10 protein-coding genes and 1 riboswitch are annotated in these 14,876 nt (G+C 48.7%); of the genes, 3 read left to right on the top strand and 7 right to left on the bottom strand.

Annotated features, from left to right (window positions below):
- The first annotated feature begins 74 nt into the window (after positions 1 to 74).
- A riboswitch (Lysine riboswitch) is annotated at positions 75 to 324 on the top strand.
- A 96-nt stretch (positions 325 to 420) separates the two neighbouring features.
- The 3 genes from dapB to VLX91_15805 are packed head-to-tail and all read left to right on the top strand — an operon-like array spanning position 421 to position 2,999.
- Positions 421 to 1,152, top strand: coding sequence for a 4-hydroxy-tetrahydrodipicolinate reductase (gene dapB / locus VLX91_15815; GenBank protein HUI31675.1), 732 nt, complete (start codon positions 421 to 423; stop codon positions 1,150 to 1,152).
- Between the two features lie 51 nt (positions 1,153 to 1,203).
- Positions 1,204 to 2,148 carry a 4-hydroxy-tetrahydrodipicolinate synthase gene (gene dapA, locus VLX91_15810; GenBank protein ID HUI31674.1) on the top strand — a complete coding sequence of 315 codons (945 nt, stop codon included), beginning with the start codon at positions 1,204 to 1,206 and terminating at the stop codon, positions 2,146 to 2,148.
- A 2-nt stretch (positions 2,149 to 2,150) separates the two neighbouring features.
- Complete coding sequence (locus VLX91_15805; protein ID HUI31673.1) at positions 2,151 to 2,999, top strand: 2,3,4,5-tetrahydropyridine-2,6-dicarboxylate N-succinyltransferase; 849 nt, start codon at positions 2,151 to 2,153, stop codon at positions 2,997 to 2,999.
- 106 nt (positions 3,000 to 3,105) lie between these two features.
- On the opposite strand, the gene VLX91_15800 is transcribed toward VLX91_15805, so the two are convergent.
- From VLX91_15800 to VLX91_15770, 7 genes are all read right to left on the bottom strand, one after another.
- Positions 3,106 to 4,398, bottom strand: coding sequence for a citrate synthase (locus tag VLX91_15800; GenBank protein ID HUI31672.1), 1,293 nt, complete (start codon positions 4,396 to 4,398; stop codon positions 3,106 to 3,108).
- 418 nt (positions 4,399 to 4,816) lie between these two features.
- Positions 4,817 to 7,051 carry a TonB-dependent receptor gene (locus VLX91_15795; GenBank protein ID HUI31671.1) on the bottom strand — a complete coding sequence of 745 codons (2,235 nt, stop codon included), beginning with the start codon at positions 7,049 to 7,051 and terminating at the stop codon, positions 4,817 to 4,819.
- Positions 7,052 to 7,149: 98 nt separating this feature from the next.
- Positions 7,150 to 8,712, bottom strand: coding sequence for a methylmalonyl-CoA mutase family protein (locus tag VLX91_15790; GenBank protein ID HUI31670.1), 1,563 nt, complete (start codon positions 8,710 to 8,712; stop codon positions 7,150 to 7,152).
- Positions 8,713 to 8,760: 48 nt separating this feature from the next.
- Positions 8,761 to 9,624 (bottom strand): UbiA-like polyprenyltransferase, encoded by an 864-nt coding sequence (locus VLX91_15785; GenBank protein HUI31669.1) that lies wholly within the window; start codon positions 9,622 to 9,624, stop codon positions 8,761 to 8,763.
- Between the two features lie 167 nt (positions 9,625 to 9,791).
- Complete coding sequence (locus VLX91_15780) at positions 9,792 to 10,583, bottom strand: DUF4097 family beta strand repeat-containing protein (protein HUI31668.1); 792 nt, start codon at positions 10,581 to 10,583, stop codon at positions 9,792 to 9,794.
- Positions 10,584 to 10,752: 169 nt separating this feature from the next.
- Positions 10,753 to 12,879 (bottom strand): sodium-translocating pyrophosphatase, encoded by a 2,127-nt coding sequence (locus VLX91_15775; protein HUI31667.1) that lies wholly within the window; start codon positions 12,877 to 12,879, stop codon positions 10,753 to 10,755.
- A 149-nt stretch (positions 12,880 to 13,028) separates the two neighbouring features.
- Entirely contained in the window at positions 13,029 to 14,747 is a 1,719-nt protein-coding gene (locus VLX91_15770; protein HUI31666.1) for a tetratricopeptide repeat protein, read from the bottom strand.
- Positions 14,748 to 14,876: the final 129 nt, after the last annotated feature.

The raw sequence follows: 14,876 nt of genomic DNA, 5'->3' as shown, positions 1-14,876 counted from the left end.
TCCACCGATTGTTTTCTTACGACAAGTTTAGGAATACTTTGCATTTATAACAACGAACGGCTATATTTGTTCCGTAGTTGAATAGAGGCGCGGTGATTATTAGTACTTGTGTCGAGGCACGAAGAGCCCGCGAAGCATGAGGAAAGGAGTCGCCGCCGAAACTGCAAGTTCGTCTTCGATATTTGCAGTTGGGCTGCCCCGATCAGGAATTAGAAAGTTGCTCGGGATCCCGAATCTAGTAGAATGTTGATCCGGGAGAGACAAAAAGTTTGCAGACTGTCATCTGGCTGAACATGGAACAGCGGGTGGAGCGCTATTTAACTGATCAACCATCTCATCGCGGTCAGTTAATTCCTCCCCCAAAGAATTCAAAGCCAGATCAAAAATCTGAAATCGGTATTTATAATTGAGAATTGCAGAATGAACGTAGGCTTGCTTGGTTACGGAAAAATGGGAAAAGAAATTGAGACGGTCGCAAAACAGCGTTCACATTTGATCGCCGCTGCCGCCGATATCGATTCAAATTTGTCCGAGATGAAAAAGCAATTCGAGAGATGCGATGTCCTTGTCGATTTTTCGATCCCTTCCGCCGTAGTGGAACACGTCAAGTATGCCGGTGCACTGAAGAAAGCGATAGTTATCGGTACCACCGGCTGGCAGAAAGATCTAGATGAAGTCAAAAATATCGTGAGTGAGTGCGGCAACGCAGCCGTGTTTGCATCAAACTTTTCACTGGGAGTCAATTTATACATCTCGATTGTCGAGAAAGCAGCAAAGATGTTCGGACAAATTGACGGCTTCGACTGTGCCGTTCTTGAATTGCATCACAACCAGAAGGCCGATGCCCCCAGCGGCACCGCACTAACTATCGGGGATGCGATTCTCGCAAACTTTCCCCCAAAGAAAAAAATAAGGTCGGGCTTGCCTGACGGACGCATCGCGAAGGATGAACTTCAGATAAATTCTATTCGCATCGGAAGTGAGTTCGGTACGCACTCGGTCTTCTTCGATTCGGAAAGCGACCGCATCGAGTTGACACATATATCGAGAGGGAGACGCGGTTTGGCCCTTGGAGCAGTCATCGCGGCCGAATGGATTTTAGGCAAAAAAGGATTTTACCAATTCAAAGAGATATTAGGTGATCTTTCATAAAAAAGTCCAAATGCGCAAAACTTTGCGGAAATATCCGGACAGGAGACCATAATGAAGTCGAAACTATTTCGCGGGACCGGCGTCGCACTCATAACTCCATTCCAAAAGGATGGATCAATTGACAACCAAAGGCTCCGCGAACTTGTGGAATTCCAGATTACTAACGGGACGGAGGCAATCCTCCCTGCCGGCACCACCGGAGAAAGCGCGACGCTCTCGCATGCAGAACACCATCACGTAATGGAGAATGTTCTGGATACGGCCAATCGCCGCGTTCCGGTGATCGTCGGCGCCGGGAGCAATTCAACGCGCGAGGCGATCTCTTTGACGGTTCACGCGAAATCCATCGGTGCAGACGGGGTTCTGTCCGTCGCACCATACTACAACAAGCCGACGCAAGAGGGATTCTTCCAGCATTACGCCGCAATTTCGGAAGCCGTCGACATACCAATCGTCGTTTACAACGTCCCCGGGAGAACTGGATCCAACATAAATGCAGAAACAACATTGAGAATGGCGGAAGAAATTCCAAACGTAGTCGCGGTGAAGGAAGCCAGCGGAAACATATCTCAGATCATGGAGATATTAAGATCCAGGCCGGACGATTTCGCCGTTTACTCAGGCGATGATCAAATCGCTTTCACCGTCGTGTCGCTCGGCGGCGACGGAATAATTTCCGTGGTTGCCAATCAGGTTCCAAAAATGTTCGGCGATATGATACGATACTGCCTCGCCGGAGATCTGGAGAACGCCAGAAGGCTTCATTACAAACTCTTGCCGCTCATGAACGCAAACTTCATCGAGTCGAATCCGATCCCCGTGAAAGCTACTCTGGCAATGATGGGAATGATAGAAGAAGTTTATCGACTCCCTCTCGTTTCTCCAGGCGAAGCGACACGAGCAAAACTGAAAAAAATCCTGGATGAACTGGAACTGATACCTGCAGTTACACATCAGTCAGAACGGATTCCTCCGGCACAATCGATCATGAGCTGAAAATGAGCCGCGAATTGCTTATTGCCGAAATCGAAAAGCTTTATTCCACCGACGGGAAAAATCCAGAGTCCGAGTCATTCGTGGAGCGATTCCTCGAGCTTCTCGACATCGGGGAAGTCCGTGCGGCCGAGCCCGATCCCTCATGTTCATCAGGCTGGAAGGTGAACCAGTGGGTGAAGAAAGGGATTCTCCTGGCTTTCAGGATCGGCAAGCTCATCAAGATGGGAAATGGCTGGAGCGACCAGTTCTTCGACAAGCACACTTTGCCGGTGAAAGACATTTCAATCGAAGACCAGATCCGGGTCGTACCCGGCGGGACGGCAATTAGAAGAGGTGCATACATCTCGCACGGCACCGTTATCATGCCGCCTTCGTATGTAAACGTCGGCGCGTTTGTGGATGAAGGCACAATGTTGGATTCGCACTCGCTCGTCGGCTCGTGTGCACAGGTAGGAAAGAAAGTCCACGTGAGCGCCGGCACCCAGATTGGCGGAGTGCTGGAGCCTGTGGGCGCGTTCCCCGTCATCATCGAAGATGAAGTCATGCTCGGCGGTAATTGCGGAATTTACGAAGGAGCGATCGTGAAGCGGCGGGCAGTCATTGGCGCAGGCTGCATCATCACCGGGTCAACGCCGATTTATGATTTGGTCAAGAACAAGATTTATAGGAGAGAAAAAGGTCAGCCGCTGATAGTTCCGGAAGGCGCGGTGGTGGTGCCGGGATCGAGAGATATTTCTAAGAAATCTAAATTCGGCAGTTTGCATGGGCTTTCGTTATATGCACCTCTCATCGTGAAATACAGAGACGAAAAGACCGACGCGGCCACGGTGCTGGAAGAGGGGCTCAGGTAAAAAATACAGTTCGAACCGCGGCAAGTTAAGATCTCAAAGAGTCGCCCGTAGCAGAATTAGATTTTCAAGGTGGTGGATGACGCCGGGTGATCAGATCAAACTTCACTTACCTTCTTACGATGGGCACATATTCCCGTTTATTGTAACCCAGATAGATCTGACGCGGTCGCGCAATTTTTTGTTCGTTGTCGAGGAGCATCTCTTCCCATTGAGCAATCCATCCTGCCGTCCTTCCGATCGCAAAGAGCACCGGAAACACATCGACAGGAAACCCGATCGACTGATAAATCAGTCCAGAATAAAAATCGACGTTCGGATACAGCTTCCTTGAAACAAAATAATCATCTTCGAGTGCGATCCTTTCGAGCTCTAGCGCAATATCAAGCAGCGGATTCTTTCCGGTCACCTCAAAAACATCATCCGCAAGCTTCTTGATTATCTTCGCACGCGGGTCATAATTTTTATAGACCCTGTGGCCAAAACCCATCAAACGTTTCTCGGCTTTACCTTCCTTTACATCTTCGATGAACACAGGGATTTTTTCCTTCGATCCTATCTCTTTCAGCATCTTGAGCACTGCTTCGTTTGCACCGCCGTGGAGCGGACCATAAAGCGCCGCCGCCGCTGCTGCCAGCGCAGAGAACGGATCAACGTGCGAAGACCCGACGCTCCTCATTGCATTTGTGCTGCAGTTCTGCTCGTGATCAGCATGCAGGATAAACAGGATATCCAGCGCTCTTTCGAGTGTCGCGTTGGGTACATACTTCTGTTCCGTCGTCTTGAAAAGCATGTTCAGAAAATTTCCCGCGTAACTCAAATCGTCATCAGGGTACGCATAAGGAAGACCCATTGAGTGCCTGTATGCAAATGCCGCTATCGTGGCGACTTTACCAATGAGCCTGTAAGTCTGTAATTGGCGGGATTCTTTGTCGAATATGTTTTTGGCAGCCGGGTAAAAAGTAGAAAGCGCTGCCATGGTGCTGATGAACATCCCCATCGGGTGAGCATCGTAATGAAATCCGTCCATAAATTTCTTGACATTCTCATGGACAAACGTGTGGTGCATGATATTGTATTCCCAATCGACAAGCTCTTCTTTCTTGGGAAGCTCCCCGCGCATAAGCAGGTAAGCAACCTCGAGATAGCTGCTCTCTTCGGCAAGTTGTTCTATCGGATAGCCGCGATACCGCAAGATCCCCCTGTCACCGTCGATGAACGTCACCTTGCTCTTACACGAAGCGGTATTCATAAATGCAGGGTCGTAACCCATTAAGCCAAAGTCATCCGGCTTAACTTTAATTTGTCTTAAATCGCTTGTCCTTATGGCATCGTCTTCAATTTGAAGCTCATATTGTTTTCCCGTCCGATTGTCGGTTATGGTGAGACTGCCTTTCGACATAATTCCTCCGTTCCTTTTGTATCTCTTGTTGAGTACCACCTTGAGCGGCGGTATTTCCTGCGAACTTGACCAATCTCTATCTTTGTGAGGACACGTCCATATCTCATCGACTCAAACAAACCTTCCACGTAGAAAGACGGACGGGTTCCGATACCGAGGTAACATGGCTTTCAGCGCCCATCAATTTCGCCTGATTGTCCCGGCTATATTATAAATTGAACAACTACATCATTTCTATTCTCAACAAGATACCGTGGATGCGTTCATCCCAACCTGTAATTGTCCTGATGCATATCTTTGCTTCGATAGATAAGTTTATGTATTAAAAAATGAAAGTCAAGCACTCCTTGAGGCTCGACACAGCAACACATTTCTGAGGAGATCCAGCGCGCAACAATGGGTTTCGTTCATTGACGCTTCACCGAATAATCACAAACGGGACATTGATGGTCACTGAGAAATTGAAACCAGGCTCGAATGCATAGAGCTTGTACAAGCTCATGTTATCATGGTACGCACGGTCGAGAAGATTGTCCAATTTGCAGTAAATATCCATGCCGTGGTCGAAGATCTTCAAAGTTCCACCAAACCCCAGGTTAAACAGTGCGTACCCGGGGGTCCTTGTCTCCAACGGATCGAAATGATCTTGGTCAAATACAAAATTGGCCCCGATAGAACAGTACGCCTCCCTGAAAAATGACAGGTCAGAAAAATCATATCTCACCTCGGACGTCAATCGATTCGCAGGCGTGAGCGGCAGCCAGGTCCCGGCATTGTCGTTCCTCGCAAGCATGAAATCTCCACCGATGGTCAGAGTCGCTCGCTTAGTTACCTTCACGCTTAACTGTCCGTCAACTCCGGAAAGCGTAGCGTTCGCCTGCCGCTCCGTGTATTTCATAAATCCGCTTGCCGAATCAATTTCTCCTGTTGGACCAGGAAAGATGTAGCGATTGATGCGGTCGTAATAAGCGGAAACTTCTCCATCCGCCAGCGAACCGTCAACCCGAACGACACAGTCGGTCGAAAACGATTGCTCCGGCGCAAGATTCGGATTTCCCAATTTGTACATGAAGCTTCCTTCCTGGACGCCGGTGATGAAGAGCTCTTCGACATTCGGAGCGCGCCATCCGCTTCCAACATCTGCACCGAACGAAACTGCACTTGAAACATGCCAGAGCATTCCGATAGATCCGGTCACCGCTTGAACCACTCTCGTTTGGCCGAAAAGATTCAGAATTGCGTTGTCGGCCGTTTTCAAAGTTCGGTAGTCATACCGTGCGCCGGCAGATGCATCAATCGATTGGGCCCTGTAATTATTGAACAGGAATGCTGCGACCGTCGATTGCCGGTAGTCGGGAATTATCGGCTCCGGGCCGAGAGTGGAGTTTTGCTCGTCCGACGCAGAAATCCCGGCAGTCGCGTAGTCATTATCGGATATGTCATAAGAGACCTTTGTATCGAGAGAAAACGATTGCAACCGTAAACGATCTAGAAGAGAAGCGATGTCTTTGTTTTGGTATTCGGCAGCATCGTTCTGCTGATAGACACCTTCAAATGAGACCTGAAGGGGATCCCGTTCACTCGCGTAACTAAGCCTGATTCGATCATGGATTGTATGCTGGTACGGCAGACTTCCCGAGTCTTCGCCAACAGGAAGGATTTCCCTGTTCTGGTCGAACCGCGAATATCCGAGAAGAAAATTTCCAAAGGTTCTACGAGTTGAAACTGCCCCTTCGAAATCGACCTCAGATGCGCCGGTATTTGGAAGAACTCCTTTCGGGGTATTCACGTTTCCGGCGTCTTTCAGCGTTATGTCGGCGTAATATTGCGCAAGAGAGGTCGCTCCATTTAGTCCTAAATGGGCCGCGCCCTCGTTGTTGTTGCTGAAGCCGTTCAACTCGAATTTTCCTAGCAAAGCATTGGTATCCTTGCTTCCCAAATTCCCGTCGTCATGAATGAAGTTGACCACACCGCCGAGAGCATCCGATCCGTACAACACACTGTTCGGCCCTCTTACAACTTCAATTCTCTTGAGGCTGAGCGCATCTATACCGGGACTATCGTCGTCGTCCCATCCCTGATATTCGTATCGTTCACCGTCTTCAAGAACTTCGACACGCTGGTATCCAAGCCCGCGAATCACCGGTTTCTCGCTGAATTCACCACTGTGCACCACTGAAACGCCTGGAAGGTCTTCAAGCTCCGATCCGACACTTGAGCCGATATTTTCGAGCAGCTTACTTCCTTGAACGACAGATACAGACTGCGACGAGTTGGCAATATCCGATGGTCGCGGACCTGCCGTTACCGTCACATCGTGGAGAACCATAAGTTTGCCATGCATGACGATCTGGATAAATGTCGAGTCCGAAGAGACAGCTAATTCGACTGGGGCGACATCGAACCCAATTCGTCGAGCGTCTATCCGGTATGACCCCCTGGGAACATTTTTGAAAATGAATTCTCCGTTATCATCTGTAACCGTTGTCAACTGCAACATCGGAATAGAAACCTCAGCACTTACAATTGTCACTGAGTCTTCATCAACGACCTTTCCGCGCAGCACCTGGGAGAACGCCACACTGCAGGTGAACACGACAGAAGAAATGACGAGGACGAACAAACTCCTGAATTTTACTGCAGATCTTGACAACACTTCAATAATTTTTTGTCACAATTTATGTGCGGCTTCACACTGTGTCAATGAATTTCTCGGCATCGAGAGGATCCGATCTCGAAGGCAACGTGCAATCAACTCTGGACTCCCCAAACTTCCCTCAATGCGTCAGAAGTTTCTCCAAGAGTCGCATAATTTTCCACCGCATCAATTATCGCCGGCATCAGATTGCCGTTGCCCCTTGCTTCTTGCTTCAATTTCTCCAAACTCCTTTTCACTTTCTTGCCGTCCCTTTTCCCTTTTAACCTTCTCAACCTTTCTATCTGCTCATCCCTCACGTGAGCATCAAGCTCGAAAATCCTTCGTTCCCCTTTTTCATCTGTCACGTACTCGTTCACTCCAACAATTATTTTCTCTTTTCTTTCGATTGCACGCTGATATTCATAAGCACTTTTCGCAATCTCATCCTGAAAAAATCGCGCTTCGATCGCCTTGACCGCCCCGCCCATCGATTCAATCTTATCAAGATATTCCCTCACTTTTTCCTCGATCTCATCAGTAAGGGTCTCGACAAAGTACGAGCCTCCAAAGGGGTCGATTGTGTTGGTAGCACCGATCTCGTGTGCCATGATCTGTTGAGTCCGCAGCGCGATTCGAACGGAATCTTCCGTCGGCAGTGCGAGCGCCTCATCTCTGCTGTTCGTATGGAGCGATTGACATCCGCCGATGACTGCAGCTAGAGCCTGAATGGCAGTGCGCACCACGTTGTTGTCGATCTGCTGCGCCGTCAGGGTCGACCCGCCCGTCTGCGCATGGAAACGAAGCTTCATCGCATCGGCGTTTTTCGCTTTGAATCTCTCTTTTGCTATCTTTGACCAAATACGGCGTGCGGCGCGGAACTTCGCTACCTCCTCAAAGAAATCATTGTGTGCGTTGAAGAAGAACGAAAGCTGCCGGCCGAATTCATCAAAGCTTAAACCTCTTTTCAACGCCGCTTCTACGTAGGATATTGCATTCGCAAGGGTGAATGAAAGCTCCTGTACCGCGGTAGCGCCAGCCTCTCGGATGTGATATCCGCTGATCGAAATGGCGTTCCATCTTGGAAGATTTCCGGCGCAATAGGAGAAAACATCTGCGACCAGACGCAGCGACGGCTCCGGCGGATATATATATGTTCCGCGGGCAATATATTCCTTCAAAATATCATTTTGCACGGTTCCTGAAATTTTTGCGAGGTCGACGCCCTGCTTCTTCGCGACCGCAATGTACATCCCAAGAAGAACTGCTGCTGTTGCGTTAATCGTCATCGAAGTCGCGACTTTTTCAAGGTTAATACCGTTAAAAAGCCATTCCATATCGTCGAGCGAATCGATCGCGACCCCCGCTCTTCCGACCTCGCCTTCGGCAAGTGGATGGTCCGAGTCATACCCCATCTGCGTCGGCAAGTCAAAGGCCACCGAAAGTCCCGTTATTCCCTGATCAAGCAGGTATTTGTATCGTCTATTCGATTCTTCCGCCCCACCGAACCCCGCATATTGGCGCATGGTCCAGAGTTTGCCGCGATACATCGTCTCATAAACGCCGCGAGTATATGGATACTCTCCCGGAAAACCTGATTTTTCCTGATAATTAAAATCTCCGGCGGAGTAAACCTGTTTTATATCGATCCCTGAGTCCGTGTGATATTTTTTTCCCATTTTAGATTGTGCGCCGAGATATTAGATGAATTACCGATTCGGGCTTTATCATGCGATAACATCTATAAGCGTAAACAGGAACAATCCTACGCTCAGATATGCGTTCAAATTGAAAAAAGCAATATTTATCCTGTCCAGATCATCCGGCCTGACGATCCGATGCTGATAGACGAGCATGAGTCCCACCAGCGCAAGTCCAAACAGATAGATATTCCCAAGTGGCAAAATAAATTTCAAGGAAAGCAGCAACACAAACGCGACGAAATGAAGAAGTGATGAAACCCTCAACGCTTTTCTCACACCCAACGATCGCGGCATTGAATAGAGATTTACTTCATCATCATATTCGAGATCCTGGCAGGAATAAATTATGTCAAAGCCCGCACCCCACGCCACCACGGTCAATCCAAGCAAAATCGAAGCGGAGGAAAATTGTCCGGCGATTCCCAGCCACGCACCGACCGGCGCAAGTCCCATTCCCAATCCGAGAAAAATGTGAGAAAGCCATGTGAATCTCTTCGTGAGCGAGTAAAAGAAAACGACTGCAAGCGCAACGGGTGAGAGGTAGAAACAGAGCGAGTTCAACTCGTGCGCGGCAAAGACAAGGACCAGCGCAGCGAAGGTAACGAACAAAGAAGCCTCGCGAAGAGAAATCTGTCTTGTGGGAAGCTCCCTATGCCTCGTCCGCGGATTCTTCGCATCGTACTCGCGGTCTGCAATCCGGTTAAACCCCATTGCTGCCGACCGCGCACCGACCATGGCGACAATTATCCAGAGCAGTTTGTCCGGAGTTACTTTGTGAGAAAACGAAACCATCACAATGCTTGTCAGCGCAAATGGCATCGCGAAAAGCGTGTGTGAAAACCTTATCATCCTTCCGAATGTAATTATCCGTCCAAGAACCTTCCTCATACCGAAGGGAAAATACCGAGACGGGGAAGAAAAAACAATGTGAGAAAAGGTAATATACGAGCCCGCTCTGGCGTTTCAGATTGCACATGAAAGGATGCTAGCAGGAGAAACAGTGCTGACCTTGAAGAGACACAAGACCTCTGCAAGGTCAGCCGATCAGGAATATGCTATCGTTTGTTGATTTCTATGCTGCCGTTTGTGGTATGGAGATAAATGTGGCTGCCGCCCTTGTTTATCTGCCCTTCGAACGACTTATTGTTGAAGCTCCCCTGGATAGTGACAGGAAATTCGGAACTGATATTCCCGTTCGTCGTATGCGCGGAAACGTCGGCGTTTATATTTTCCGGACATGACACATTTATAGAGCCGTTGGTTGTCGTTAACTTCAGATCTCTGAATTCAACTTCGTCTGAGATAGACGCACTGATATCCCCGTTGGTAGTCGAACCATCCACGCTTCTTCCGACATCGTTCAGATTGACCTGACCGTTAGTAGAGCCCGCTTTGACTCCTCCCGCAACGGAAGAGACATCGACGTTTCCGTTCGTGGTTTCGACTTCAAGGTTGACTGACTTGGGAACTTTCAAGACGTACTCTACTCCGGCATATCTTGATCCGCCATGGAAAAGCCAATCCCAGAATCCACCCCATCCCTCATGAGGATAATGAGTGCGAACTTCCAAATAGTCTTTCTCATTGTCAATTTCAATCCTGAGACGATCTAAATATTCGTCCGCTTCTTCCTGGTCGCCCGCCCGCACCGTTTTTGTCGCCTGCAGCATTACCTGATCCTTGTCCCACGATTCAACCTTGATTGCCCCGTTCACATTATCGACGACAACTTTGCCGTTCGGGGAAATATCGAAGGTCCTCACCTCCGTCTTGGAATATGTTCTTGCCGATGCAGTTGAGAGGGCAAGAAGAAAGAAAGTCGAAGTTAGTAATACAAACTTTTTCATTTTGTCTCCTTCTCCAATCACTTCAGAGTTAAACAACCACACACCTATCTACGGCTGGCACATTCCAAGGTTTCACACGGTGGCAATAAAAAAAGAGGCGGCCACTACGGGTCGCCTCCTTTGACTCCAACATCATGAGGCTTTGGATGCCTCACAGCACTAATCCAGCTTACACAAACAGCGGGGCTAGCACGAGCGTGATCGTCGCAAGAAGTTTTATCAAAACGTGCAGCGAAGGTCCTGCCGTATCCTTGAACGGATCGCCGACTGTATCGCCGACAACTGCTGCCTTGTGAGGCTCGCCGCGCTTGCCGCCGAAAGCACCCGTCTCGATAAATTTCTTCGCATTATCCCATGCACCACCGCCATTATTGAGAAGTATCGCGACTAAAATGCCCGCGATTGTTCCAACCATAAGAAGTGCAGCAACCGCCTCTGCGCCGACATTGAACAATCTAAAAACTATCCCGACCGCAATCGGCGTTCCGACTGCAAGAAGTCCGGGTCCGACCATGCTGCGTAAGGCACCACGCGTGACAATATCCACGGTACGACCGTAGTCAGGTTGTTCTGTCCCGGCCAGGATCCCCGGCTTCTCCTTGAACTGTGCCCGCACATCATTTATGACAAAATAAGCAGCTTTCCCGACCGCTTTGATCGCAAGTGAACTGAAGAGAAAAACCAGGGCAGCTCCAAGCAACCCGCCGATGAACACTTCTGGCCTGGCAATATTCACAGAAGTCAATGCTGGAAGCCCTTTTTCTTTCAAGAGGACATTGACATCATCGAGGTAAGCGGAGAACAAAAGAAATGCAGCAAGCGCTGCAGAACCGATCGCATAGCCTTTGGTTAACGCCTTTGTCGTGTTTCCAATGGCATCGAGTCGATCCGTCTTTCTTCTCACTTCTTCGGGTTGGTGGCTCATCTCAATAATCCCGCCGGCGTTATCGGTGATCGGGCCGAACGTGTCCATAGCCAGAATATATGCTGCAGTTCCCAACATTCCCATAGTAGCAACCGCAGTTCCGAACAGCCCTGCATTAGGAATTCCTGTTGCAAGGCCGAGGTAATATGATCCGACGATAGCGATAGAGATCGTAATGACGGGCATCCATGTTGACTCAAGACCGACTGCAAACCCGGTAATGATGTTCGTCGCAGGACCTGTTTGGGAAGCTTCAGCGATTGACCTGACAGGTCTGTATTTGTATTCCGTGAAATATTGTGTAATGTAAACGAAAGCGACGCTGGTAAGTATTCCGACTACGCCGCAGGCAAAGAAATTCATCCACGCATTGGGAGCCGCGTCGGTATATAACATCCACTTTGAACCGATGAAAAATCCGACTGCTGCAAGAAAGGCGGCAACATAATAACCTTTGTTCAAAGCTGCCATCGGATCAGCATCTTCACGCGTGCGTACAAACATTACACCTATGATGGACGCTATGAGACCGAATGCACGCACTACCAACGGGAACATAACGCCTTTGACGCCGAAGAACGGAAAGAGGGCAACGCCAAGTATCATGGCCCCGATATTTTCAGCTGCGGTTGATTCGAAAAGGTCCGCACCACGACCCGCGCAATCGCCGACATTGTCGCCGACGAGGTCTGCAATCACCGCTGGGTTCCGCGGATCATCCTCGGGAATTCCTGCCTCGACTTTTCCAACGAGATCGGCGCCGACATCGGCAGCCTTTGTATAAATTCCGCCGCCGAGCTGCGCAAACAGCGCTACGAACGACGCTCCAAATCCGAATCCGACGATCATGAACGGGATTTTTTCAACCGGTGTACCTAAAGACTGCAATATTCCGAAGAGTCCCCCGACTCCGAGTAGACTCATCGCCACCACAAACAATCCCGACACCGCACCGCCCCGCATCGCGGTCTGAAGTGCACGATTGAGAGAACTGAGCGACGCATTCGCTGTTCTCGAATTTGATCTCACCGAAACAAACATCCCGATGAACCCCGCAATTCCGGAGCACAATGCTCCAAGAATAAACGAAAGTGCGGTGTAAGACGCCATCTTTATCGGGTCTACAGGATCGTTGGGCATGGGCTTCCTGACAAAAGCGTAGAGCAAAAAGATTATAGCGGCAAGCAACACCGTCAACATTCCTATCGTAGAGTATTGCCTTTTCAAAAATGCCTCAGCACCCTGCTGGATCGCGTTGCCAATCTTCTGCATCTCAGGCGTTCCACGATCCTGTTTCAAAATTCTAAAAGCAAGATATACCGCAAACAAAAGTGAAAGCACGCTAATCGTTAATATTAGTGATAACTCCACTATGATTTCTCCTTTCTATACAACTCTCCCGAAGGGATTCCGGAAGAACTCCTTCTTGGCCTTCGGGAAAAGTTTCATTTTCGGTTAATTGATAAGAAAGGCTTTCCGAGTAAGTCCCAGTCTAATCAGAAAGCCGTTAGTAAGTATCTCTACTCGCAATTCAATGATTTCTGGAGCTTCAGCATCTGTTCGTTTTTGGGGTCAGACTTCAAAACATTCTTTAACTCCCTGCATGCATCATCCATCTTACCCAAGAGTGCAAAAACCTGTGCAAGCAGAATGTGCGTCTTTGTATCTTTCGAATCATACTTCAACGCCAGGAGTAAATTCGGCAGGGCATCATTATAATATTTTTTTGCCGCATCCGGGTTGTCCTTTTGGAGCTTTGTGCCAGGAATAATCTGTGAATAAGCCACTTGCCTGTATGACTCACTCATCACTTGTGGATTGTCCGCAGACGTATCATCCTTTGCGATCTTTATGACATTTTCATAAACACCTTTCGCTTCGGGAAGCGAGTCGGCAAAAACATAAGAGCGGCCAAGCCAGAGCCATCCTTGAACGTTATCGGGCTTCAGACGTGTCACGTTTCGTAATGCCTCAATTGCATTATCGTAGTCTTTGAGAATGAAAGAGCACAACCCCATGTTAAGCCAGGCCCCAGCATCCTTAGGCTCCGCGGCAAGGTGTTTCTTGAAGTGCGTTATCGCATCTTCATATCTCTTGTCGGCGAACAAAAGCCCGGCCAATAAGTTCTCAATTTGGGAAAGGGTTGTATCCTTTGTTACGGCGCGCGTCAAAGCATCTATTGAAGCAACCGTATCATGGACAGCGTTTGCAGACATCCCGAACCTCACAAGATCATTTATGGCAAGAGAGTCAATGGGAAGCGATTTGAACGTATTATATGAATCCGAGTATTTTTTCACAAAATAAAATGCTGCGCCGAGATTTTTCTTGGCATCAACTGATTTAGGATAGCGCGAAAGGTATTCCTGATTGTACTTTATCGCTTCGGGGTAGAACCCGCCTTTTATTGCACTTTCGCAAAGTTGTAGAAGTGCTTTATCATTGCTCGGAGCAAGCTGGTGATATTTTTCAAGGAAAGTAAAAGCATCGTGATACCGTTTGTTGATATAAAGGAGCTCGCCAGCTTGGTATTGTGCATCGGGATTGTTTGGCGCAAGTTTGGATATCTTTGCAAATTCCTCGTAAGCCGCACCGCCGTTGTTGTCCTGCATGTAAGTATTGGCGAGCTTCAACCGGAGCGGTATGTTCATAGAATCCAATTGGATTGCAGATTTATAATTATCTATCGCCGTCTCGAAAATGTTTTGTTTGCGATAAACGTCACCGATCCCCTCAAAGGCGCGCGGGTCTTTATCGTTCATGTCCTTTGCCTTGTAAAAAGCCTGCGTCGCCAAGTCCAACGAGTCCGCATCCAAGTAAATCTGTCCAAGCGCAACCACGTAGCCCACATTCTTGGCATCATAGTTTATGGCGGACTCTAAATTCTTAAGGGCATCCGCATATTTTTTCTTCTGCTGCAGAACTCTGCCCAAACCATAGTATGCCGGCGCCGATTCGTCGTTTATCTGAATCGTCTTTGTCAAATACAATTCCGCACTATCCAACTTTCCGAGACATAGATAGGCATTCCCGAGGTAGAGATTTGCTTTCTCGGATTTTGGCTCGGCGGCGACTGCCTTCACAAGATAAGGCAGCGCTCCGGCGCAATCCTTATTATCGAGAAGACTGGCACCATGGTTCAACTGATCCTGCGCGAAAACCTGTCCCGAAGGGATCCATACAAAGGTAACTAAGTTAACCGCGACGACTAATAGGACATACAAATGCAATTTTTTCATAATGGATGACTGTTTAGTTGGACATAACGGACCGGCACCGTTGCCGGAACCAATTGGTTATCTAGAAAAATCTTTTGACCCCGGTTGCCTGCAACAAAGGTTAGAAATCCAGACCCGACGCCAAAATCG

The organism is Candidatus Acidiferrales bacterium, from assembly GCA_035515795.1.
Lineage (GTDB): Bacteria > Bacteroidota > Ignavibacteria > Kryptoniales > JAKASW01 > JAKASW01.
This window is presented reverse-complemented; position numbering and strand designations above follow the sequence as displayed.